The organism is Allobrachymonas denitrificans DSM 15123 (assembly GCF_900110225.1).
Classification (GTDB): Bacteria; Pseudomonadota; Gammaproteobacteria; order Burkholderiales; family Burkholderiaceae_C; genus Brachymonas; species Brachymonas denitrificans.
In genome coordinates, this window is sequence record NZ_FOCW01000002.1 from 165763 (window position 1) to 187631 (window position 21869).

Consider the following 21869-nt stretch of genomic DNA (forward strand, 5'->3'; position numbering starts at 1 on the left):
TCCTGATTGCCACACCATGACGACAAGCCATTCCCTGTCGCCGGCCGCAAGCCCGGCAATCGCTCCTGCCTCTCGTCCGCTGAAACGTCGCCTGATGGCGGCTTGCCTGTGCGCCGCCGGGCTGTTGCCGCTGCCTTTTGCCATGACGCCGGTCCACGCCGCCGGCCTTGCCGCGCTGATCGACGGTGCCGTGCAGAAGGACCCCGCCGTGCTTGAAGCACTGGCCCGCGAAGAGCAGGCGCAGATGCAGACCCAGGTGTCACGCAGCGGCCACTGGCCGGTGCTGGGCGTGCAGGCGCAGGAAGAGTTCGACAAGAAATACAAGGACCTGACCAATCCGGATCCGGTGGCGCTCACCGGCAGGCTCAACCTGTTCTCGGCCGGCGCAGTGTCCTCGCGCGTCGAGCGTGACCAGTTCCACGAGAAGTTCTACAACAACAAGACGGCGGAAACGCAGGAGAATCTGGCCACCACCATGGCCCAGCATTACCTCGGTGCCTTGCGCAACAAGGAACTGCTGGAGACCGAGCAGGCCAACCTCAAGCGCCACGACAAGATCATCGGCGATCTGGATGTGATCGTGCGTCACGATCCGGGCCGCAACTACGAACTGGTGCAGGCGCAATCGCGTGCACTGCAGGTTCGCATGCGCATGGTGCAGTATGAAAAAGCCATGCGCCTGTCGCTCAGCAAGCTCACGCGCTACACCGACCAGCAGATCACGCTGGCCAACCCCTTCGGTCCCGAATGGCGCAAGGCCGTGCGTGCCTCTGCCGATGGTGTTTCGCACCATCCCAGCATCCAGGCCCAGTACAACTCCATGCAGGCAACCCGTGCCGAACTGGACAACCTGCGCAAGTCGCGCTGGCCCAGCGTCGATCTGGTGGTTGCCGCCGGACGCGAGAACCGCAGCACGCGCGTGGTCCTGAACTGGAACTTCCTGGATCGCGGCGCCTACTACAGCCAGCAGAGCGCAGCCAAGCAACTCACGGCTGCGCAGAACCGTGTCGACCTGCTGCAGCGCGAGATCGACGAGCGTACGCAGACGGCAGAAGCGGACATGGCACAGAGCAAGCTGCAGGCCGCCGCAGCAGAGCAGCAAATCAGTGCTTCCCGCCAGGTGGTGGACCTGTACGAAATGCAGTTCCGCATCGCACGCCGCAGCCTGCTCGATGTGCTCAACGCCTATGCGGAACTGGCCAACGTCGAAGTGTCCCGCGTCGTCGCGGAGAACGACTATCGCAATGCCGTGGCCAGCTACCTGGATGCCAATGCGTCCCTGGCGGACTGGGCGCGTCTCGCCACCACGGGCCGCTTGCCCGAGCGTCGCAGCCTGACCCTGCCGGAGGGAACAGGGGCGGCTGCAAAATCTGCACAGCCCGAAGTCGTGCCGCAGGGCGACCGGCCGATGTCCGGAGCCGGCGCGGTGCCCGCAGTGGCTTCGGCACTGCAAGCGCCTGCGTCCGCAGCGCCCCCCCTGATGGCGGCACCAGCGCCCGTAGCACCGGCTGCCGCGGTGGAGCCGGCTCCAGTCGTTCCTGAGGTCCCTGTAGCTCCAGCGGCCACGGCTCCGGACGCACAGGCGGTAGCAGCGCCTGATGTGCAGGCCAGCTGGGCGCCAGTCACCCTGGACGAGCCTGCGGCTCCAGTAGCTCCGGTTGCGGCAGCATCGCCTGCCGTGCAGGAACCGGTAGCGGCTCCTGCAGCAATCGAAGTTGCACAACCGGTGTCTGCCAAGCCGCTAGCTGCGCCGGTGGCACAGCAGTCGGTGCCCGCTCAGCCCGCCGTTGCCGAGGCAGCTCCTGTGGCAGCAGCTCCGCTTGCCACTGCGCAGGAAGCCCCTTCCGCACCTGTCGTCGTATCTGACCCAGCGCCCGCCACGCAGGCAATGTCCTCGGAAGATATGGTCATTGGCGTCAAGGCCTTCGCACCGGCTCCGGCCAAGACGGTGGAACAGGCTGCAGCCAGCCCGGACGATGTGCCCGAGGCACTGGAAGCTCCCGAAGGCGAATTCAAGCCGATCCTGTCTTCGGCACCACTGAGCCCCGAGTTCCGCGACGCTCCCTGATCCCCAGTCAGTTCGGCCCGGCCTGCACGACCCGCTCCAGCAGGCGGGCGAGCAGCGCCGCATCCAGCGCATACGCCTTGCCGAACCCCGCATTGAAGCTGGCCTGCTGCGGCCGCAGCCGCCAGAACGCAAAATCCGCAAAGTCCACATACAGCGCCGCCTTCGGCTGCCAAGCCACAAAGCGCTCGCGCAGCGCAGGGCGTTCCGCTTCATCGACCCGCTCTGCCAGACAATCGATGCTCAGCCGTGCATGGGCCAGTGGATCGCCGCTGCCAGGCTCTCCTACCAGCAGGCAGCAACGCGCATCGGCAGCCAGTGCGCCGAAGTGTGCGGACAGCTTCGAGATCAGGATCAGCGGCACACCTTCGGCATCGCGCCCCAGTGCCACACGGCTCAATCCCGGCCAGCCGCTGCCGGGTTGCAGCACGGCCAGGTAGCCATGGCGCGCCGGGCCGAGTACCTCGGCGGCACGGGCCATCGCGGCCTCGTCGACAGGATTGAGCAGGTCTTCACGCGGACGGAGATTCATAGGGTTTACTGGAGCGTGGAATGCACCGGGGAAAGTGCATAATTGAACCCATACGCACCAGCCGCCGAGCGCTGGTGCAGTACAAGGAATCCAGTATATGGCGACGTCCCGAACGGTCAAGCAGGCAGCAATCCCCGCAGACGCAGAGGCACCGGCCGAAGAGGCCACGCAAGACAAGGTGCGCGTCATCAAGAAGTATCCCAACCGGCGCCTGTATGACACCGCCAGCTCCAGCTATGTCACGCTGGCAGAGGTGAAGGCGCTCGTCATGTCGGCAGAGCCTTTCGTCGTGCGCGACGCCAAGACGAATGAAGACCTGACGCGCAGCATCCTGCTGCAGATCATCCTGGAGGAAGAGGCGGGCGGCAGCCCCATCTTCACCGAGCAGGTGCTGTCCAGCATCATCCGCTACTACGGCCACACCTGGCAGGGCTTCTTCGGTGCCAACCTCGAAAGCAGCATCCATGCCTTCGGCGAAATGCAGAAGAAGATGATGGAGATGACGCCGGGCCTCAATCCCGAGACCTGGCAGAAGATGATCCAGATGCCCGGCCAGAAAATGGTGCAGGACATGATGGCCAACTACACCGAGCAGAGCAAGCACATGATGCAGCAGATGCAGGAGCAGTTGCAGCATCAGTACCAGGCCAACATGCAGCAGTGGCTGGCCGCGTTCCAGCCGCCCAAGCGCTGAACAGGCGCAAGCGGAGCTGAAAGCGCGTCGGTAGTCGTCTGCCGGATCGCTCAGGGGGCTTTTGCACCTTCGTCGCAGTGTCGGGAGCTCGGTGCATCAGCGCTCGCTGTAGCGCGCAAACGCCGTTTCCGGCGTGAAGGGCCGTTGGTGGATGTCCGCCATCAGCCGAAACTGCGACAATAGCGGCCATGACCGAAACTGCCGCCATTGCCCCCGCTTCCACTACCCAGCAGCCGCCCAAGATCGGCTTCGTCAGTCTGGGCTGCCCGAAAGCGCTGACCGACTCCGAACTGATCCTGACCCAGCTCTCCGCCGAGGGCTACACCACGTCCAAGACCTTTGCCGGCGCGGATCTGGTCATCGTCAACACCTGCGGCTTCATCGACGACGCCGTCAAGGAAAGCCTGGATACCATCGGCGAAGCGCTGGCCGAAAACGGCAAGGTGATCGTCACCGGTTGCCTGGGTGCCAAGAGCGGCCACAGCAGCGACAACCTGGTCAAGGAAATCCACCCCAGCGTGCTCGCCGTTACCGGCCCGCACGCCACGCAGGAAGTGATGGACGCCGTACACACCCACTGCCCCAAGCCCCACGATCCCTTCCTGGATCTGGTGCCCGGCGGTTTCGGCGTAGCCGGTCTCAAGCTCACACCCAAGCACTACGCCTACCTGAAAATCAGCGAGGGCTGCAACCACCGCTGCACCTTCTGCATCATCCCTTCCATGCGCGGCGACCTGGTCAGTCGACCGATCGGCGATGTGCTGAAAGAAGCGCAGGCCCTGTTCGAAGGTGGCGTGAAGGAGTTGCTGGTGGTCAGCCAGGACACCTCTGCCTACGGCGTGGACGTGAAATACCGCACCGGCTTCTGGGATGGTAAGCCGATCAGGACGCGCACCTTCGAGCTGGTGCAGGCCCTGGGCGAGCTGGCGAAGCAGCACGGTGCCTGGGTGCGCCTGCACTACGTCTACCCTTATCCCAGCGTGGATGAACTGATCCCGCTGATGGCCGAAGGCCTGGTGCTGCCGTATCTGGACGTGCCGTTCCAGCACAGCCACCCCGATGTGCTCAAGCGCATGAAGCGCCCGGCCAGCGGCGAGCGCAACCTGGAGCGCCTGCAGCGCTGGCGCGAACTGTGCCCGCAACTGGTGATCCGCAGCACCTTCATCGCCGGCTTCCCCGGCGAGACGGAAGAAGAATTCCAGCACTTGCTCGACTTCGTGCAGGAAGCACAGATCGACCGCGCCGGCTGCTTTGCCTACTCGCCGGTAGAGGGCGCCACCGCCAATGAACTGCCCGGTGCGCTGCCGGATGAAGTACGCGAGGAGCGTCGCGCCCGTTTCATGGCCGTGGCCGAGCAGGTGTCCATCAGCAAGCTGCGCCAGCGTATCGGCAGCACCATGCAGGTGCTGGTCGACAGCGCGCCCAACCAGGGCAAGAAGGGCGCCATTGGCCGCAGCTACGCCGATGCGCCCGAGATCGACGGCATCGTCAAGCTGCTGCCACCGCAGAAGATCAGCAAGACCCTGAAGGTCGGCACCTTCACGCAGGCCCGCATCGTCGACACCGACGGCCACGATCTGGTGGCTTTGCCCGTCTGACCGAGGCGCCTGCACGGGGTGCAAGTACCCCCTTGGCACGACCACTGCTGGGGCAGCGCACGAGGGCTGCGTCAGCCTACTCCGGCGCCAGCACCGCCTTCACCCGGCGGCTCTGTTCCACCAGATCGGCCGCATCCTCGCGCAGCGCACGGATGCGGTGTTCCAGTACGTTGTGCACCTCGTGCGTGGCATGGGGCAGACGCTCCCCCTCAGGTTGCGCGGTTTCGGGCGCAGGCAACATGCCGTCGGCAGTGCCTTGCTGGTTTGCCCCCATCATCTCCGGAAGTTCCAGCACCTGCACCGGAGCGCAACTATCTTCCGACACACACAGAATCGTGCGCGCCTCTTCCACCAGCGCATGGGTCAGCACCATCGATTCCTGCATCTGCTGCCGGTAATCTGCCTGCCGCTGCAGCCAGGGCTGCCTGCGCAGCAGCATGCGCAGCGCCGCCACATGCGAAGTCATCAGGTAGGTGCGCACCAGCAGCCGGTTGATTTCGCTGATCCCGCGCTGGCGCACGCGTGGTTCGTCCAGCATGCGCAGCAGGGCAGCGTTCACGCCCGCAATCTCGTTGAGAAACTGCTTGCGCGAGAGCCGGTAGGCCTCGTCCTGGGTCACATCCCCCAGCAGCAGCGCGTGGCTTTCGCGCAGATAGCGGCGCGCGCCGTCAAACAGGCGCTGCAGCAGGCCGGGCAAGGCCTGGCGCTCCCAGTTGGGAAACACATAGGCAAACATCGTTGCGATCAGCACCCCGAGCGCGGTATCCATCAGCCGCTCCATCACCAGGCCGGGGCCGCCCTGACTGGTGGTGAGGTGCAGCAGCACCAGCACGGTGAGCGTGGCCGCCGTAGCGGTATACACATAGCGCAGCTGCACAAAGGTGGACGACACCATCAGCGACAGATACAGTACCAGCAGCAACGGAAGCGTGCCTTGCACCACTTGCAGCACTACCGCCGCCACGATGCACCCCAGCACCGTCCCCAGCATCCGCTGGCGGCGCCGGTCGCGCGTCATGCTGTAGCTGGGCTTCATGATGATCACGATGGTCAGCATGATCCAGTAGGCATGCGCCTTGTAGGGCAGGGCCTGCACCAGCAGCAGCGCCGCCACCATGGCCAGACTAATGCGCAGCGCATAGCGGAAAATCGGCGATTGCAGGTTCAGGTTGTGCTGCAGCAGATTCCAGTCGATGCGCGGACGCGAGACGAACAGCGTCATGTCGATGGCCGGCAGCTGCTCCGGCGAGCTGTGCGTGGCCGCATGCATCTGCTTGATGCGCGTGATGGTGTCCAGGATCTTGTAGTAGGTGGAGCGCAGCAGCAGAAACACATCGTCCGACACCGGCACACTGTACTCGCCCTGTTCCATCAGGTGCAGCTCGAAGGCAATGGCGCGCTGCTCGGCCACATAGGTCACGGGCGACTCCGAAGGCAGCCCGCGCGTCACGGCAAAGGCCACCGCCTCCACGTCACGCGTGGCCTTGGCAATCAGGTCGCGCAGGAACAGCATGATGTCGCTCTGCCCGAAGTGCTGGTGCAGCGCACGGTAGTCGGTATGCGTGCTGAGCACCTGCTCGTACACGTCCAGCATGCCCAGATGGATCTGGATCAGCCGCGCATCCTGCGGGCCCTGCAGCGGCTGCAGCACCAGATCTCGCGCCGCCTGCTGGCGGTCGGCCAGCACCACCTGCTGCCGGATCAGCCGGGTGAACTGCTGCTCGATATCGGCACTGCGCTCGTAGAAACCGCTCTTGATGTCGAAATAGCGCGCCAGCTCGAACAGGCATTCGGCCAGCACCTGCTGCTTGAGGCGGTGGCGCTGCCACCAGGCTACGCTCAGCGCGTAGACGAAATAGCACAGCCCGCCCAGAAAGAAGCTGGCGCACGTGGCCAGCGGGTCGGCCTTCTGCCCGATATGTTCCACCGACAGCGTCATCGCCAGCAGCATGGCAAACTGCACCGGCATGGCCCGGTTGCCATACAGCAGCAGAAGGGCCGAGCCAAAGGTCAGCAGCACCATGCTCGCCGCCTGTGCCAGCGGCCACGGTGTCAGCATGCCAACCCACAGGGCGGCCAGGGTGTTGAGCAGCAGCGACACACCCAGTTCGCGCCTCTTGTAGCGCAAGGGGCCGAGCTGGTCGACCAGGGCCAGCGCCGCAGCCCCAAAGGCCGCCGCCATGGCCCAGCCAGGCGGCAGCAACGCCAGTGCTGCCAGCGCAATCAGCAGGATGCCGCTGCTGGTGCGCAATCCGGTCGACAGATAGTGGCTGAACCAGAAGGTACGCATGTCCAGCGCATACCGCATCGGCCCGGTCGTGTCCGGAACCAGCAGGGAGAGGATGCGGTCGCGCAGCAGCATGGGGGTGTTGCAACTCCTGAAACAGCGTACCCAAAGAAAGAGGCAGCAGTCCCGGGCGAGAGCTGCTGCCTGTCGATTGTGGCACGGGACTGCATGGCAGCCCGGGCAGGTGCGGTATCAGCCCTTGATCAGGCCGTTCAGGCGGGCCGTGTGGATGGCTTGGGTACGGCTCTTCACGCCCAGACGGCGGAACAGGCGCCACAGGTGCACCTTGACCGTGTGCTCGCTGATGCCGAGGCGGTCGGCAATGTCACGGTTGCTCAGGCCCTGCTCCAGCGCAACCAGCAGCTGCGACTGGCGCTTGGAGAGCTTGCTGTTGGACAGCTCGGCTTCATCGCCCTCGGTCTCGGGCAGCATGAGCGAACGCAGGGCGGAGAACAGCGCCGGCGTAGGCGTCTGCTTGGACAGGTAGCCGTCCGCGCCGGCTTCCATGCACAGCGGTTCGTTCTCGTCGCCCGCCTGGTCGGCAATGGCAACCAGCTGCGACTCGGGGTAGGCGCGCTTGACTTCGCGGATGCCCGAATGGCCGAGGGTGTCGCTCAGGGTGAGGTCCAGAAAAACGGTGGCGGGCTGGCCGTGCGACTTGACGGCCTGGGGCAGGTCGCCAATGCGGTCGAGCTCGATCACTTCCTCGCCCGGCTTCAGACGGCGCAGCAGGTTGGCGAAAGCTTCACGGTAAAGCGGATGATCTTCAATCAGGTAAACAGACATGACTTAAATGAAATGGCCGCACTTTCAGATGCGATGGCCTGTAAATGTTTAACGTGGCCAAATCATAGAGTCAAAAGCATGGCATCCATTTGGATGATTATTCAAACACATTGGAAAAAAAGTGACAATTGTCAACTTTTGGATGGTTTGATTGAAATTATGTTAAGAAAACAGCAATTTCAAGGGGGTGAGCAGGACTTCGAGTAGTCCATAGGTTGCGTTCATCAGCGGACGCATCCACAGGCTGCTGACAATTCCGGTCACCACCAGCGCCATTACAATGAAAAATCCATACGGTTCGACGCGGGATAGTGCGTTGGCGGCATGGCGCGGCAACAGGCCGGCCAGCACGCGTCCGCCGTCCAGCGGAGGCAGCGGGAACAGGTTGAAGGCGAACATCACGATGTTGACCAGCACGCCGCCCTTGCACATCTGCAGGAAGAAGGGCTCGCTCACGCCCAGACCCAGCAGCACATAGAGCAGGGCGCCCCAGAACAGGGCCTGGATCAGGTTGGAGGCAGGGCCGGCCAGGGCGACCCAGATCATGTCGCGCTTCGGATGGCGCAGCCGGTCGAAGCGTACAGGCACCGGTTTGGCATAGCCGAACAGGAAGGCGCCGGAGGTGGCGATGTAGAGGAACAGCGGCATCAGGATGGTGCCGAGCGGGTCGATATGCTTGAGCGGATTGAGCGTGACACGACCCAGCATCCACGCCGTGTTGTCGCCATAGTGGCGCGCCACATAGCCGTGCGCGGCCTCGTGCACAGTGATGGCAAACAGCACCGGAATGGCGTAGATGGCGATGGTCTGGATGATGTTGGCGAGATCCATGAAGGCTTTCGTTGACGGTCAGCAACAGTGATCGGCACACCGTTTGCCGGTTTTTACACCCGATTGATCCGTTCGTATCAAAAAAATTTCACGCCATTTCGGCGTGGCAAGGCTCAGAGGCCCAGAATCGACGCGTCGCCGGCTCCCTGGCGCACCAGTTCGGGCGCGTCGCCCTTGCCCATGGGGGTCAGGTCGACCACGGTAGTGGGCAGGTGCGGGCAGGCGCCGCTGTCGATCACGCCGGCCACCTGCTTGTCGAGCAGGTCGGAGACTTCGGAGACGTCATGCAGGGGCTCGTCGCTGTCCGGCAGGAACAGGGTGGTGCTCAGCAGCGGGCCGTCGTGCTGTTCCAGCAGCGCCTGCAGCACCGCATGCTGCGGTACGCGCAGGCCGATGGTCTTGCGCGAGGGGTGGCTGAGGCGACGCGGCACTTCCTTGGATGCCTCCAGGATGAAGGTGAACGGGCCCGGTGTACCGAGCTTGAGCATGCGATACTGGCGGTTGTCCACGCGCGCATAGCTGGCCAGTTCGCTCAGGTCGCGGCAGATCAGGGTCAGCAGGTGCTTGTCGTCCATCTGGCGGATCTGGCGCAGGCGGTCACTCGCCGCCTTGTCGTCGATGTGGCACACCAGGGCGTAGCTGGAGTCGGTGGGAACCGCCAGCACTTCGCCGGCATCGAGCAGGGCAACCGCCTGCTTGATCATGCGCGGCTGGGGATTGAGGGGATGGATCTCGAAAATCTGGGCCATGGGCAGAAAGGGGGCGGGTCTTGCGCCCGCCATCACGGAAAGTCAGGAAGAATGAACAGGGGCGCCGGCGCCTTCGGGCATGCGGATGCGGTGCCCCAGGTGCTGCCAGACCGGCGTCAGGCCGGAGGGCAGGGGCGGAAGCAGGCCAAGTTCCAGCCGGCTTTCGCCGGGAGAGTGGAAATCGCTGCCGCGCGAGGCATACAGCCCGAAATCCAGCGCCATCTGGCGATAGGTCTGGATTTCTTCGGGCGTATGGCTGCAGGTCACCACCTCCACGCCCTGGCCGCCAAGCTGGCGGAAGGTGCTGAACAGGGTGTGCTCCTGCTGCGGCGTGAAACCGTAGCGTGCCGGATGCGCAATGATGGCCATGCCGCCGGCATCGACGATCCAGCCCACGGCCTGTTCCAGCGTGGCCCAGCGGTGCGGCACGAAGCCGGGCTTGCCTTCGGTCAGGTAGCGGCGAAACACATCGCCAATGTCGGTGCATGCCCCGATCTCGACCAGGTAGCGGGCGAAATGCGAGCGGGAAATCAGGTCCGGGTTGCCGACGTACTTCAGGGCACCTTCATAGGCGCCGGGAATGCCTACGGCCTCGAGCTGCTGGGCCATTTCACGCGCACGTTCCTCGCGCCCGCCGCGGGTGCGACGCAGGCCCTCGATCAGGGCTGGTTGCGCAGGATCGACTCCGAGGCCGACGATATGCACCGTCTTGTCTGCCCAGGTCACCGAAATTTCCACGCCGGCGAGAAAGGGCAGGCCCAGGGCAGCAGCAGCAGACGCCGCGCGTTCGATTCCGTCCAGTTCGTCGTGGTCGGTCAGGGCCCACAGCTGTACGCCATTGGCATGGGCGCGTTCCGCCAGCCATTCGGGCGTTTGTGTGCCGTCGGACACGACCGAATGGCAGTGCAGGTCGGCGTTGAGGGTTGGGGAAAGGGTCAGTGTGGTCACCTGTTCATTTTAGAGGCCGCAAAAACCCTGTCGTGCATCAGGTCTTGCGGGACTGCAGCTGTTCGGCCAGCTGGCGCAGTGCCTGGGTGTAGGCGTTGTCGGGCAGCCCGGCCGTGGCGGCGATGGCGCGCTGGGCTTCGGCAGCCGCTGCGCGTCGCGCGCCTTCGAGTGCGCCGGTGCCGCGCACGATGGCGACAACAGCCTCCAGCGCATCGACCGAACCCTGCTCGATGGCATTGCGGATCACGGTGGCCTGCTCGGGCGTGCCCTCGCGCATGGCGATGATCAGCGGCAGGGTGGTCTTGCCCTCGCGCAGGTCATCGCCCAGGTTCTTGCCCAGATCTTCCACCGTGCCTTCGTAATCCAGCACGTCGTCGATGATCTGGAACGCCGTGCCCAGGGCCTGGCCGTATTCGGCGCAGCGCTCTTCCTGTTCGGCATCGCAGCCGGCCAGCACGGCAGCCAGACGGGTGCTGGCCTCGAACAGCTTGGCGGTCTTGGAGCGGATCACATGCAGGTAGTCGGCCTCGTTCAGCGAGGCATCGTGCATGTTCATCAGCTGCAGCACCTCGCCCTCGGAGATGATGTTGGTGGCATTGGCCAGAATGTCCATCACCCGCATGTTCTGCGTTTCGACCATCATCTGGAAGGAGCGCGAGTAGAGGAAGTCGCCCACCAGCACGCTGGCCGGGTTGCCAAAGCTGGCATTGGCCGTGGGGCGGCCGCGGCGCAGGGTGGACTCGTCGACCACGTCGTCGTGCAGCAGAGTGGCCGTGTGGATGAACTCGACCACGGCTGCCAGGCTGTAATGCTGCTCGCCCTTGTATTCAAGTGCTTCCGCCATCAGCAGCAGCATGGCAGGACGCAGGCGCTTGCCTCCGGCAGAGATGATGTATTGCGACACCTGTGCCACCAGCGGCACGCCCGTCGTCAGGCGGTCATGGATGACCCGGTCCACCTGCTGCATGGCAGGTGCAATCAGGGCTAGGGCAGTCGGGGGAGCAGAAGCAGACAAGATGATCGTCCTGGACGCGGAAATCGGAGAGCAGGGCCAGAACCGGATAGGGAGCATCCGGGCTGGGTATCTGGACGTTCATTATAGGGAGTGGACAGGCGGGCTTTTCTGGCGGGAGCGTGGCAAAGCAATACTTTGCGGGTACTTTCTGCAGCCCGTGCATGCGGGGCCTGTCTGGCTGGTGCTGCAATGCGACAATTCTTGCTGATTGTGCTGCGCTGCACGAACGGCCTTGCCCTGCATGCAGAACCATAGTAGAATCATCGGCTTGCTGGAAATCCGTCCGGCAAGATTTCAATGTATTTGAGGTTTACACATGTACGCAGTCATAAAAACCGGTGGCAAGCAATATCGCGTTGCTGCTGGCGACAAGATCAAAGTAGAACAGATTGCTGCGGACGAAGGTAAAGAGATCACCATTGATCAGGTTCTGGCCGTCGGCAACGGCGACAGCCTGACTGTGGGTTCTCCCCTGGTTTCCGGCGCAACCGTGGTGGCCAAAGTGGTCGCCCATGGCAAACACGACAAGGTCCGCATCTTCAAGATGCGTCGCCGCAAGCACTATCAGAAGCGCCAGGGCCATCGCCAGCAGTTTACCGAGCTGGAAATTGCCTCCATCAACGCTTGATGCACCAAGGAGAGTAACTCATGGCACAGAAAAAAGGCGGCGGCTCTACGCGCAACGGGCGTGATTCCAAGCCCAAGATGCTGGGTGTGAAGGCATTCGGCGGCCAGCTGATCAGCGCTGGTTCCATCATCGTGCGTCAGCGCGGTACCCGTTTCCACGCTGGCAACAACGTGGGCGTGGGCAAGGACCACACCCTGTTCGCCCTGGTGGACGGCCACGTGTCCTTCGGTCAGCGCGGCGCGCTGAACAAGTCCGTGGTGGACATCACGCCTGCCGAATAAGCAGCGTATGCTCCCTGGGCCCGGCTCCGGTCTGGCCCCCGGCAAGCCCCGTCTTCGTGCGGGGCTTGCGTGTTTCTGGCCTCCAGAGCGGCCCATCCCCTACAATCAATGATTCAATGGTGCAGGCGTCTGCACCCGGGTGCGCCGTGCGCATCCCCTGACTTGCGAGTGCAATCCCCATGAAATTTGTAGACGAAGCGTTCATCGACATCGCTGCGGGCGACGGCGGCAATGGCTGCGCTTCGTTCCGCCACGAAAAATACAAGGAATTTGGCGGACCGGACGGTGGCGACGGCGGCCGTGGCGGCCATGTGTGGGCGATTGCCGATGTCAACCTCAACACCCTGGTCGACTACCGCTATGCGCGCCGTTTCGAGGCCAAGCGTGGCCAGCACGGCATGGGTTCCGACATGTTCGGCGCTGCCGGCGATGACGTCACCCTGAAGATGCCGGTGGGCACCATCATCACCGATGCCGAAACGGGCGAGGTGCTGTACGAGCTGCTGACGCCGGGCGAGCCGATCCTGATCGCCAAGGGGGGCGATGGCGGCTTTGGCAACCTGCGCTTCAAGAGTGCCGTCAACCGTGCCCCGCGCCAGAAGACGCCCGGCTACCCCGGCGAGCGCAAGAGCCTCAAGCTCGAGCTGAAGGTGCTGGCCGATGTTGGCCTGCTGGGCATGCCGAACGCGGGCAAGTCTACCTTCATCGCGGCGGTGTCCAATGCGCGCCCCAAGATTGCCGACTATCCCTTCACCACGCTGCACCCCAACCTGGGCGTGGTGCGCGTGGGCCCCGAGCAGAGCTTTGTGGTGGCTGATGTGCCGGGCCTGATCGAGGGCGCGGCCGAAGGCGCCGGCCTGGGTCACCAGTTCCTGCGCCACCTGCAGCGCACCCGCCTGCTGCTGCATGTGGTCGACATGGCGCCGTTCGATGATGCGGTGGATCCGGTCGCGCAGGCCAAGGCCATTGTGGCCGAACTCAAGAAATACGATGCCGAGTTGTACGGCAAGCCGCGCTGGCTGGTGCTGAACAAGCTGGACATGGTGCCGGAAGACGAACGCGCCGAGCGCGTCAAGGATTTCGTCAAACGTTTCAAGTGGAAGGGGCCGGTGTTCGAGATCTCTGCGCTGACGCGCGAAGGTTGCGAAACGCTGATCCGCGAGATCTACCAGCATATCCATCGCCAGCAGGTGGCAGAGCAGCCGCCGACCGAGATCGATCCGCGCTTCGTGGATCTGCCGGAGGATTTCGATCCCCGCTTTGCCGCGTTGCCGGATGAGTCCGCCGAGGAGAAGCCGGCAAAAGACAAGCCCGCGAAGCGCCCGGCTGCCCGCTCCCGCAAGAAGCCTGCCGCAAAATAATCCCTGTGCGACCGCTGCGGCGGTCGCTTCTGCCACCCTCGCCGCTGTTTCACCATGCCCTCCGACCAGACCCTGAGCCATCCCGCAGCCATGCTGCAGCAAGCCCGCCGCATCGTGGTCAAGGTGGGGTCCAGCCTGGTCACCAACGAAGGGCGCGGTCTGGACGAGCAGGCCATTGGCGAATGGTGCCGCCAGCTGGCGGCATTGCGGGCCGAGGGCCGCGAAGTCATCATGGTGTCCAGCGGCGCCGTGGCCGAAGGCATGAAGCGCCTGGGCTGGCAGACGCGCCCGCGCGAACTCAACGAATTGCAGGCCGCTGCCGCCGTCGGCCAGATGGGTCTGGCGCAGATGTACGAGACCAAGCTGCGTGAAAACGGCCTGGCATCCGCCCAGGTGCTGCTGACCCACGCCGACCTGGCCGACCGCGAACGCTACCTCAACGGCCGCTCCACGCTGGTGACGCTGCTCGAGCTTGGCGTGCTGCCAGTCATCAACGAGAACGACACGGTCGTCAATGACGAGATCAAGTTCGGCGACAACGACACGCTGGGCGCGCTGGTGGCCAACCTGGTCGAGGCGGACCTGCTGGTGATTCTGACCGACCAGAAGGGCCTGTTCAGCGCCGATCCGCGCAAGCACCCGGATGCCACGCTGGTGGCCGTGGGTCAGGCAGGCGATCCTGCGCTGGAAGCCATGGCTGGCGGTGCCGGCAGCGCCGTGGGCACGGGCGGCATGCTGACCAAGATCCTGGCGGCCAAGCGCGCGGCAGGCTCAGGCGCTAGCACCGTGATCGCCTGGGGCCGCGAGCCTGATGCGCTGCTGCGTCTGGTGCAGGGTGAAGTGGTCGGCACCGTACTGGTGGCGCCCACGCAGAAGCTGCAGGCGCGCAAGCAGTGGATGAAGGACCACCTCAAGCTGCATGGCTCGGTGGTGGTCGATGCCGGCGCGGCCGCCATGCTGCAGCAGGGCGGCAAGAGCCTGCTGCCGATCGGCATGACCGAAGTGCAGGGCGAATTCCGTCGTGGTGAAGTGATAGCCGTGCGCAATCCCGAAGGCGTGGAAATTGCGCGCGGTCTGGCCAATTATTCCAGCTACGAGGCGCGCCAGCTGTGCCGCAAGCCGTCCAGCCAGTTCGAAGCGCTGCTTGGCTACAGCGCCGAACCCGAGATGGTGCACCGTGACAATATGGTGCTGAGCCGCTGAGCCGCTGAGCCGCTGAGCCGCTGAGCCGCTGAGCCGCTGCAGGCAGCTTGTTTACATGCCTGCGGGGTCCATCCACGCTGCCTTGCCGCGCTTGATCATGCGGCGGGCCTCCTTGGTGGAGATGGGCGGTGCATAGCTTTCGCAGATGCCGTTGCGCGCCAGATTCTTGGCGTGACGCGAGCGGGCGTCGTGCAGGTCGGTCCAGTCGGTCTTCACGTCCTGCCAACCTGGCGGCGTGGCGCCGAAGTCATAGCGCGCATAGGTCTTGACTTCGTATGTGCGACAGCGGATGCCCTGATAGTAGGCAGAACGCGCACCCTCGCGGCTTTGCAACTGCATCACGTAGCGCACCACACCGTCCTTGCCCAGCTCCACGCTGTCGAGGTCGACACCTACCTTGAGCGTCGAATACTCTGGGAGCTCGACTGCCACCAGATTGCGCGAGCTCAGGGCGGGAGCGGGGGGGACGGGTGCTTCCTGCCAGGGGCCGGATTCCTCTTCGCCGGCGTACTGGGCCAGCGCGCTGCCGCCAGCGAAGGTGGCAACCAAGCCCAGCAGCAGGGCGGGCAGGGGACGGAACAGGCGGTTCATGAGGGGTTCTTTCGCGAGGGCGCACCGGCAGGCGGCGCACACGGAGGTTGCGGATCGAAGCTGGCGTCGGGCGGCAGGTCGAACCCGGGTGCCGAGGCTTGCGGGCCTTGCAGTCGGCCATCCGGACGCTGCGCCTGGCGGTCGCGCTGCTTGTAGCTGGAGCGCAGGTAGCGGTTGCGCTGGTCGTTGCGTGGCAGAAAGCGTGCCAGTTCGGTCAGCGCCATCTCGTAGACGCCGCGCTTGAATTCCACCACCACGTCCAGCGGCACCCAGTAGTCGTTCCAGCGCCAGGCATCGAATTCGGGGTGGTCGGTGGCGCGCAGGTCGAGCTCCCAGTCACCTGCCATCAACTGCAGCAGGTACCAGATCTGCTTCTGGCCCTTGTAGTGGCCGCGCGCTTCGCGGCGGATATAGCGGTCGGGCACTTCATAGCGCAACCAGTCTCGGGTGCGGGCAACAATGCGCACGTGGTGCGGGAAGAGTCCGACTTCTTCCCGCAGCTCGCGGAACATGGCCTGTTCGGGCGACTCCCCGCGATCTATGCCGCCTTGGGGGAACTGCCAGCTGTGGGTGCGGATGCGCTTCCCCCAGAACACCTGATTCTTGCGGTTGAGCAGAATGATGCCGACGTTGGGACGGAACCCTTCCCGGTCGAGCATGATCAACTCCAATTCTTAATTGAAGCCATTATGCACGGGTCGTCACTGTTATCAACGAGAATAACACCTATAGCCCCGTCCGCAGCTTCAGCATTGCGGCGTGGCATCGTGTTGTCAGAACCATTGCAATTCCATGAAAGCTTCCCAGTTCCTCATCTCCACCCTCCGCGACGCTCCCGCCGATGCCGAAGTCGTCAGCCACAAGCTCATGATGCGCGCCGGCTTCATCAAGAAGCTGGGGGCCGGCGTCTATACCTATATGCCCATGGGCCTGCGCGTGATCCGCAAGGTGGAGGCCATCGTGCGCGAGGAAATGAACCGCGCCGGTGCGATCGAGTGCACCATGCCGGTGGTGCAGCCGGGTGATCTGTGGCGTGAAACCGGCCGCTTCGACAAGATGGGCGAGGAGCTGCTGCGCTTCAAGGACCGCCACGACAACGATTTCGTGATCCAGCCGACCAGTGAAGAGGTGGTGACGGACATCGCGCGCCAGGATTTCCGCAGCTACAAGCAGCTGCCCAAGAACCTGTACCAGATCCAGACCAAGTTCCGTGACGAGCGTCGCCCGCGCTTCGGCCTGATGCGTGGCCGCGAGTTCATCATGAAGGATGCCTACAGCTTCGACAAGGATGCCGACGGCGCCAAGGCCAGCTACCAGAACATGGCGCAGGCCTACCGCCGCATCTTCGACCGCTTCGGGCTGAACTACCGCGCCGTGGCGGCGGACAGCGGCGCCATCGGTGGAGACCTGAGCGAGGAATTCCAGGTGATCGCGGCCACGGGGGAGGACGCGATCGTCTACTGCCCCGAGAGCGATTACGCCGCCAACATCGAGAAGGCCGAGGCGCTGGCACCCACGCAGGCCCGTCCTGCTGCCAGCCAGCCCATGCAGGTGACGCCCACCCCGGGCAAGAGCACCTGTGCCGATGTGGCCGAGCTGCTGAACGTGCCGCTGCAGAGCACCGTCAAGTCGCTGGTGCTGGCCACCGACGTGCTGGACGAGGCCGGTGCCGTCAAGGGCAGCGAGGTCTGGCTGCTGCTGGTGCGCGGCGACCACGACATGAACGAAGTCAAGGTGGGCAAGGTGCCGGGCCTGAACCAGGGCTTCCGCTTTGCCACCGAGGAAGAGATCGTCGATCACTTCGGCACCAGGCCCGGCTATCTGGGCCCCATCAACACGCGCAAGCCGGTCAGGCTGGTGGTGGACCGTGATGTGGCCGTGATGGCCGACTGGATCTGCGGCGCCAACGAGGTGGATGCCCACATCACCGGCGTGAACTGGGGCCGAGACCTGCCCGAGCCCGAAGTGGTGGCCGACATCCGCAACATCGTCGAAGGCGACCTGTCGCCCTGTGGCAAGGGCAAGCTGGCCATCGAGCGCGGCATCGAGATCGGCCACGTGTTCTACCTGGGTACCAAGTACAGCAAGGCCATGAACGCGACCTTCCTCGACGTGAACGGCAAGACGCAGTTCTTCGAGATGGGTTGCTACGGCATCGGCGTGACGCGTCTGCCTGCCGCTGCCATCGAGCAGAACCACGACGAACGCGGCATGATCTGGCCCGAGTCGATCGCGCCGTTCACCGTGGTGATCTGCCCGATCGGCATGGACCGCAGCGAAGCCGTCAAGGCCGAAGCCACCAAGCTCTACGAGACGCTGCTGGCTGCGGGCGTGGACGTGATCCTGGACGACCGCGGCGAGCGCCCCGGCGTGATGTTTGCCGACTGGGAGCTGATTGGCGTGCCGCACCGCGTGGTGCTGTCTGACCGTGGCATCCAGGCAGGCGAGTGCGAGTACCAGTTCCGTCGCGATGCCGAAGCGCAGAAGCTGCCGCTGGCCGGTATGGATGCGTGGTTGCTGGAGAAGCTGGGGCGTTGAGCAGGAGGGGCGGCAACACCGCGGTCGCGGTGATGCCCGGGCCTCAATTGCGTGCAAGCAGGGAAGTCATGACGCAGCCGGCCACTACCGCCAGTGAAACCCGATCAGCCATGTCGGCGCCGTCCGCGCGCCGCCGTTGGCTGGGCAAGGCGGCACGCTGGAGCGTCGGAGGCTTGGCCCTCGCGGGCGGTGGTGTGCCCTTGTCTGTGCTTGCTGGCGCCCAGAAGGAAGAACATCTCGCCGATTCGGTGCGCACGGCCCTCAGCGCGGCCGTGCAGACTTCTGCACCGCCCGTGCCGGTATTCAGCGACCGCAAGTCGGAGATGGAATACCAGAACTGGCTGAACGTGATGAAGCGCCGGCTTGGCGCACGCATGATCGACGATTTCACGCGCCATGAATTCCTGCAGACCGTCTGGTACGAGTCGGCCCGTGCCGGACTGGATGTGTCGCTGGTGCTGGGGCTGATCCAGGTGGAGAGCAATTTCCGCAAGTTCGCCATCTCGGCTGTTGGCGCACGCGGGCTGATGCAGGTGATGCCGTTCTGGGCGCGCGTGATCGGCGATGGCGATGCGAGCACGCTGTTCCACCAGCAGACCAATCTGCGCTTTGGCTGCGTCATCCTGCGCTATTACCTGCAGCGCGAGAACGGCAACCTGTTCTATGCGCTGGGCCGCTATAACGGTTCACGCGGGCAGGCGAAATATCCGAATGCGGTCATGGCGGCGCAGCGCAACTGGGCGCTTTAGCAGCCGGAAGCTGCCATTTTCAGGGGCGGCGTCAACGCAGGCACCGGCGTTGCAGCGGACTATCGCTCAGCGGATGCGCCGCAGCCAGATGACATTGACCGTGACCAGGCCGGCAAGGACGGCATACAGGCTGGTCATGGCCCCCCACTGGTCGCGGCCGAGCATGATCAGCAACGGAATCGCAATCATGACCACCGTGGTCAGCATCATGCGCCGGCCAATGGCACGCGCATAGCCCTGCGGTTGCTGTTTCAGCCCGCGGATACCTTGTACCATCTGCCAGACAGCGGACACGGTCAGGGCCAGTACCAGGCCCAGCAGGATTTCGGTCTGCGTCATGCCTGCACCACCTGCAGACGGGCCTGGTGGCGTGCAATTTGCGCCTGCACCTGTGCAGGAGCCGTGCCGCCCAGCGTGTTGCGCGCATTGAGCGAAGCTTCCAGCGTCAGCGCGTTGTCGAACACATCCTGCTCCACATCGCGGTTGAAGCCCTGCAGCGTTTCCAGCGGCAATTCGGCCAGATCCACGCCCTGGTCCTGCGCCGTCTTGACAGCGTGGGCCACCACTTCGTGCGCATCGCGGAAGGGCAGGCCTTTCTTGACCAGATAGTCGGCCAGGTCGGTCGCGGTGGCGTAACCCTTGCTGGCAGCGGCGCGCATGGCGGCGGCGTTGACGGTGATGCCGCCTTCCTTGGCGCCAGTCTGCGCGTTGGTCTGGCCGCCGATCATCTCGGCAAAGATGCGCAGCGTGTCGCGCACGGTGTCCACCGTGTCGAACAGCGGCTCCTTGTCTTCCTGGTTGTCCTTGTTGTAGGCCAGCGGCTGGCCTTTCATCAGGGTGATCAGGCCCATCAGGTGGCCGACCACTCGGCCGGTCTTGCCGCGCGCCAGTTCCGGCACGTCCGGGTTCTTCTTCTGCGGCATGATGGACGAACCGGTGGTGAAGCGGTCGGCAATGCGGATGAAGCCGAAGCTCTGGCTCATCCACAGGATCAGTTCCTCGCTCAGGCGGCTGACATGCACCATGATGAGCGAAGCGGCCGCCGTGAATTCGATGGCGAAATCGCGGTCGCTGACGGCATCCAGGCTGTTCTGGCACACGCCCTCCATGCCCAGCGTTTGCGCCACGCGCTCGCGGTCCAGTGGGTAGGTGGTGCCGGCCAAGGCAGCGCTGCCCAGCGGCAGGCGGTTCACGCGCTTGCGCACGTCGGCCAGGCGTTCCTCGTCACGCGCGAACATCTCGACATACGCCAGCAGGTGGTGGGCAAAGCTCACCGGCTGCGCCACCTGCAGGTGGGTGAAACCGGGCAGGATCACGTCCACGTTCTTTTCGGCAACGGCCAGCAGCGCGCCCTGCACCTCACGCAGCAGGCCGGCGATCAGGTCGATCTCGGCGCGCAGCCACAGGCGGATGTCGGTGGCAACCTGGTCATTGCGGCTGCGGCCGGTGTGCAGGCGTTTGCCGGCATCGCCCACCAGCTGCGTCAGGCGCGCTTCCAGGTTCAGGTGCACGTCTTCCAGCTCCAGCTTCCATTCGAAGGTGCCGGCCTCGATCTCGCTGCGGATCTGCGCCATGCCGCGCTGGATGGCAGCGTAGTCCTCGTCCTGGATGATGCCTTGTGCGGCCAGCATCTCGGCATGGGCCAGGCTGCCCTGCATGTCGGCCTGCCACAGGCGCTTGTCGAAGAACACGCTGGCGGTGTAGCGCTGCACCAGCTCGCTCATCGGTTCGCTGAACAGGGCGGACCAGGCCTGGGACTTGGTATCGAGTTGGTTGTGGGAGCTGGACATGGTAGAACTTGGCAAGTGGGGGCCGGGGCAGGGCGATGTCCGCAATGGAGCATGGCCTTGCGCGCATGGCTTGCGCACGTCTGTTTACAAGGCCCGGCCGGGCAAAAGCTTGATTGTAGCGAAGCCCCTTGCCGGGCGCTGCGCCAAAGCGGGCCTGAGCCGGGTGGCGGCGCGGCTCCCCGTCGGTCAACCGTGCTAGCATGTGCGCCAATCCTGTATGCGTCTGCCCATTCGGGTGGTGCACTGTTTTGCCTGCTGTCTGCCATGTCTACCGAGTCCACCCAAGCCTCCCTGCAACTCACCATTGCCACGCGCGAAAGCCGCCTGGCGCTCTGGCAGGCAGAACACGTCAAGGCCTTGCTGGAAGCGCAGGGCCACAGCGTGACGCTGCTGGGCATGACCACCCAGGGTGACCAGATCCTCGACCGCAGCCTGAGCAAGGTCGGCGGCAAGGGCCTGTTCGTCAAGGAACTGGAAGTGGCGCTGGAAGAAGGCCGCGCCGACATCGCCGTGCACTCGCTCAAGGACGTTCCCATGGACCTGCCGGCCGGTTTCGAGCTGGCCTGCGTGATGGAGCGCGAGGATCCACGCGATGCCTTTGTTTCCCCGAACTACGAGAGCCTGGAAGCGATCCCGCAGGGTGGCGTGGTCGGCACCTCCAGCCTGCGCCGCACCGTGCTGCTGCGCGCGGCACGCCCCGATCTGCGCATCGAGCCCCTGCGCGGCAACCTCGACACGCGCTTGCGCAAGCTGGACGAAGGCCAGTACGACGGCATTGTGCTGGCGGCGGCTGGCCTCAAGCGCCTGGAGCTGGAACAGCGCATCCGCCACGTGATGGAGCCGCAGCAGATGCTGCCGGCAGCCGGGCAGGGCGCCCTGGGCATCGAGATCCGGTCCGGCCGCCCGGAGCTGGTGGCAGCGCTGCAGCCGCTGGTGCACATGCCGACCTGGCTGCGCGTGAGTGCCGAACGCGCCGTGAGCCGCGCCATGGGCGGAAGCTGTTCCATGCCGCTGGCAGCCTATGCCACGCTGCAGGGCGATGTGCTGCAGATCGACGCCGCCTGGGGCGATGACCAGACCGAAGGCGCCGTCTCCCTGGTGCGTGCCACGGCCCGCGCCACGGTGACAACGCTGGAGCAGGCCACGGCGCTCGGAGAGCAGGTGGCACGGGAACTGATCGCACAGGGTGCCCGTCCGGCACAACCTGCCAGCCACTGAACGCC

General features: G+C 64.6%; 21 protein-coding genes. 10 read left to right on the top strand and 11 right to left on the bottom strand.

Annotated features, from left to right (window positions below; translation table 11 throughout):
* The first annotated feature begins 16 nt into the window (after positions 1 to 16).
* Positions 17 to 2068, top strand: a complete 2052-nt coding sequence (locus BMW28_RS07185) for a TolC family protein (RefSeq protein WP_159430731.1) — start codon at positions 17 to 19, stop codon at positions 2066 to 2068.
* A 7-nt stretch (positions 2069 to 2075) separates the two neighbouring features.
* On the opposite strand, the gene BMW28_RS07190 is transcribed toward BMW28_RS07185, so the two are convergent.
* Entirely contained in the window at positions 2076 to 2597 is a 522-nt protein-coding gene (locus BMW28_RS07190) for a HugZ family pyridoxamine 5'-phosphate oxidase (protein ID WP_091815932.1), read from the bottom strand.
* 97 nt (positions 2598 to 2694) lie between these two features.
* On the opposite strand from BMW28_RS07190, the gene phaR reads away from it, so the two are divergent.
* Entirely contained in the window at positions 2695 to 3291 is a 597-nt protein-coding gene (gene phaR / locus BMW28_RS07195; protein ID WP_091815935.1) for a polyhydroxyalkanoate synthesis repressor PhaR, read from the top strand.
* 188 nt (positions 3292 to 3479) lie between these two features.
* Positions 3480 to 4889, top strand: a complete 1410-nt coding sequence (gene rimO / locus BMW28_RS07200) for a 30S ribosomal protein S12 methylthiotransferase RimO (RefSeq protein ID WP_091815937.1) — start codon at positions 3480 to 3482, stop codon at positions 4887 to 4889.
* Positions 4890 to 4965: 76 nt separating this feature from the next.
* Here the strand turns inward: rimO and BMW28_RS07205 are convergent, their stop codons facing one another.
* The 6 genes from BMW28_RS07205 to BMW28_RS07230 form a co-directional block, all read right to left on the bottom strand.
* Positions 4966 to 7251, bottom strand: a complete 2286-nt coding sequence (locus BMW28_RS07205) for an FUSC family protein (RefSeq protein WP_091815940.1) — start codon at positions 7249 to 7251, stop codon at positions 4966 to 4968.
* A 117-nt stretch (positions 7252 to 7368) separates the two neighbouring features.
* Positions 7369 to 7962, bottom strand: coding sequence for a response regulator transcription factor (locus tag BMW28_RS07210; protein ID WP_091815943.1), 594 nt, complete (start codon positions 7960 to 7962; stop codon positions 7369 to 7371).
* Between the two features lie 162 nt (positions 7963 to 8124).
* Complete coding sequence (locus BMW28_RS07215) at positions 8125 to 8793, bottom strand: site-2 protease family protein (RefSeq protein ID WP_091815945.1); 669 nt, start codon at positions 8791 to 8793, stop codon at positions 8125 to 8127.
* A gap of 113 nt (positions 8794 to 8906) precedes the next feature.
* Complete coding sequence (locus tag BMW28_RS07220; protein ID WP_091815948.1) at positions 8907 to 9542, bottom strand: L-threonylcarbamoyladenylate synthase; 636 nt, start codon at positions 9540 to 9542, stop codon at positions 8907 to 8909.
* Positions 9543 to 9584: 42 nt separating this feature from the next.
* Positions 9585 to 10481, bottom strand: coding sequence for a 3',5'-nucleoside bisphosphate phosphatase (locus BMW28_RS07225; protein ID WP_091816202.1), 897 nt, complete (start codon positions 10479 to 10481; stop codon positions 9585 to 9587).
* A gap of 46 nt (positions 10482 to 10527) precedes the next feature.
* Entirely contained in the window at positions 10528 to 11457 is a 930-nt protein-coding gene (locus BMW28_RS07230; protein WP_091815951.1) for a polyprenyl synthetase family protein, read from the bottom strand.
* A 364-nt stretch (positions 11458 to 11821) separates the two neighbouring features.
* On the opposite strand from BMW28_RS07230, the gene rplU reads away from it, so the two are divergent.
* The 4 genes from rplU to proB all read left to right on the top strand — a co-directional run bounded on the left by rplU (position 11822) and on the right by proB (position 14978).
* A complete protein-coding gene (gene rplU, locus BMW28_RS07240) occupies positions 11822 to 12133 on the top strand; it encodes a 50S ribosomal protein L21 (RefSeq protein WP_091815956.1) in 312 nt (103 codons plus the stop codon).
* Between the two features lie 20 nt (positions 12134 to 12153).
* Positions 12154 to 12414 (top strand): 50S ribosomal protein L27, encoded by a 261-nt coding sequence (gene rpmA, locus BMW28_RS07245; protein WP_091815958.1) that lies wholly within the window; start codon positions 12154 to 12156, stop codon positions 12412 to 12414.
* Positions 12415 to 12593: 179 nt separating this feature from the next.
* Positions 12594 to 13775 (top strand): Obg family GTPase CgtA, encoded by a 1182-nt coding sequence (cgtA, locus tag BMW28_RS07250; RefSeq protein WP_091815961.1) that lies wholly within the window; start codon positions 12594 to 12596, stop codon positions 13773 to 13775.
* Positions 13776 to 13829: 54 nt separating this feature from the next.
* On the top strand, positions 13830 to 14978 hold the full coding sequence (proB, locus tag BMW28_RS07255; RefSeq protein WP_234970063.1) for a glutamate 5-kinase: 1149 nt from the start codon (positions 13830 to 13832) through the stop codon (positions 14976 to 14978).
* Positions 14979 to 15029: 51 nt separating this feature from the next.
* Here proB and BMW28_RS07260 read toward each other — a convergent pair whose 3' ends face one another.
* Complete coding sequence (locus BMW28_RS07260; RefSeq protein ID WP_091815962.1) at positions 15030 to 15569, bottom strand: CNP1-like family protein; 540 nt, start codon at positions 15567 to 15569, stop codon at positions 15030 to 15032.
* Positions 15566 to 16228 carry an RNA pyrophosphohydrolase gene (locus BMW28_RS07265; RefSeq protein ID WP_091816207.1) on the bottom strand — a complete coding sequence of 221 codons (663 nt, stop codon included), beginning with the start codon at positions 16226 to 16228 and terminating at the stop codon, positions 15566 to 15568. Before BMW28_RS07265 ends, BMW28_RS07260 begins: the two co-directional genes overlap by 4 nt.
* A gap of 133 nt (positions 16229 to 16361) precedes the next feature.
* Here BMW28_RS07265 and BMW28_RS07270 point away from each other — a divergent pair, with 133 nt between their 5' ends.
* On the top strand, positions 16362 to 18107 hold the full coding sequence (locus tag BMW28_RS07270) for a proline--tRNA ligase (RefSeq protein ID WP_091815965.1): 1746 nt from the start codon (positions 16362 to 16364) through the stop codon (positions 18105 to 18107).
* Between the two features lie 110 nt (positions 18108 to 18217).
* Entirely contained in the window at positions 18218 to 18856 is a 639-nt protein-coding gene (locus BMW28_RS07275) for a transglycosylase SLT domain-containing protein (RefSeq protein WP_091816209.1), read from the top strand.
* A 66-nt stretch (positions 18857 to 18922) separates the two neighbouring features.
* On the opposite strand, the gene BMW28_RS07280 is transcribed toward BMW28_RS07275, so the two are convergent.
* Both BMW28_RS07280 and argH read right to left on the bottom strand, forming a co-directional pair.
* Positions 18923 to 19195: a hypothetical protein gene (locus BMW28_RS07280; RefSeq protein ID WP_091815968.1), complete on the bottom strand. Its 273-nt coding sequence runs from the start codon at positions 19193 to 19195 to the stop codon at positions 18923 to 18925.
* Positions 19192 to 20646 (bottom strand): argininosuccinate lyase, encoded by a 1455-nt coding sequence (gene argH, locus BMW28_RS07285; protein WP_091815971.1) that lies wholly within the window; start codon positions 20644 to 20646, stop codon positions 19192 to 19194. Before argH ends, BMW28_RS07280 begins: the two co-directional genes overlap by 4 nt.
* Before the next feature lie 264 nt (positions 20647 to 20910).
* Between argH and hemC the strand changes: the two genes are divergently transcribed.
* Positions 20911 to 21864: a hydroxymethylbilane synthase gene (gene hemC / locus BMW28_RS07290; RefSeq protein WP_091815974.1), complete on the top strand. Its 954-nt coding sequence runs from the start codon at positions 20911 to 20913 to the stop codon at positions 21862 to 21864.
* The last annotated feature ends 5 nt before the right edge of the window (positions 21865 to 21869 follow it).

What these genes read in the sequence shown, in the direction of transcription:
- BMW28_RS07185 (WP_159430731.1), top strand. Translation starts at nt 17, where the DNA reads ATGACGACAAGCCATTCCCTGTCGCCGGCCGCAAGCCCGGCAATCGCT.
- BMW28_RS07190 (WP_091815932.1), bottom strand. Translation starts at nt 2,597, where the DNA reads ATGAATCTCCGTCCGCGTGAAGACCTGCTCAATCCTGTCGACGAGGCC.
- phaR (WP_091815935.1), top strand. Translation starts at nt 2,695, where the DNA reads ATGGCGACGTCCCGAACGGTCAAGCAGGCAGCAATCCCCGCAGACGCA.
- rimO (WP_091815937.1), top strand. Translation starts at nt 3,480, where the DNA reads ATGACCGAAACTGCCGCCATTGCCCCCGCTTCCACTACCCAGCAGCCG.
- BMW28_RS07205 (WP_091815940.1), bottom strand. Translation starts at nt 7,251, where the DNA reads ATGCTGCTGCGCGACCGCATCCTCTCCCTGCTGGTTCCGGACACGACC.
- BMW28_RS07210 (WP_091815943.1), bottom strand. Translation starts at nt 7,962, where the DNA reads ATGTCTGTTTACCTGATTGAAGATCATCCGCTTTACCGTGAAGCTTTC.
- BMW28_RS07215 (WP_091815945.1), bottom strand. Translation starts at nt 8,793, where the DNA reads ATGGATCTCGCCAACATCATCCAGACCATCGCCATCTACGCCATTCCG.
- BMW28_RS07220 (WP_091815948.1), bottom strand. Translation starts at nt 9,542, where the DNA reads ATGGCCCAGATTTTCGAGATCCATCCCCTCAATCCCCAGCCGCGCATG.
- BMW28_RS07230 (WP_091815951.1), bottom strand. Translation starts at nt 11,457, where the DNA reads ATGCAGCAGGTGGACCGGGTCATCCATGACCGCCTGACGACGGGCGTG.
- rplU (WP_091815956.1), top strand. Translation starts at nt 11,822, where the DNA reads ATGTACGCAGTCATAAAAACCGGTGGCAAGCAATATCGCGTTGCTGCT.
- rpmA (WP_091815958.1), top strand. Translation starts at nt 12,154, where the DNA reads ATGGCACAGAAAAAAGGCGGCGGCTCTACGCGCAACGGGCGTGATTCC.
- cgtA (WP_091815961.1), top strand. Translation starts at nt 12,594, where the DNA reads ATGAAATTTGTAGACGAAGCGTTCATCGACATCGCTGCGGGCGACGGC.
- proB (WP_234970063.1), top strand. Translation starts at nt 13,830, where the DNA reads ATGCCCTCCGACCAGACCCTGAGCCATCCCGCAGCCATGCTGCAGCAA.
- BMW28_RS07260 (WP_091815962.1), bottom strand. Translation starts at nt 15,569, where the DNA reads ATGAACCGCCTGTTCCGTCCCCTGCCCGCCCTGCTGCTGGGCTTGGTT.
- BMW28_RS07265 (WP_091816207.1), bottom strand. Translation starts at nt 16,228, where the DNA reads ATGCTCGACCGGGAAGGGTTCCGTCCCAACGTCGGCATCATTCTGCTC.
- BMW28_RS07270 (WP_091815965.1), top strand. Translation starts at nt 16,362, where the DNA reads ATGAAAGCTTCCCAGTTCCTCATCTCCACCCTCCGCGACGCTCCCGCC.
- BMW28_RS07275 (WP_091816209.1), top strand. Translation starts at nt 18,218, where the DNA reads ATGTCGGCGCCGTCCGCGCGCCGCCGTTGGCTGGGCAAGGCGGCACGC.
- BMW28_RS07280 (WP_091815968.1), bottom strand. Translation starts at nt 19,195, where the DNA reads ATGACGCAGACCGAAATCCTGCTGGGCCTGGTACTGGCCCTGACCGTG.
- argH (WP_091815971.1), bottom strand. Translation starts at nt 20,646, where the DNA reads ATGTCCAGCTCCCACAACCAACTCGATACCAAGTCCCAGGCCTGGTCC.
- hemC (WP_091815974.1), top strand. Translation starts at nt 20,911, where the DNA reads ATGTCTACCGAGTCCACCCAAGCCTCCCTGCAACTCACCATTGCCACG.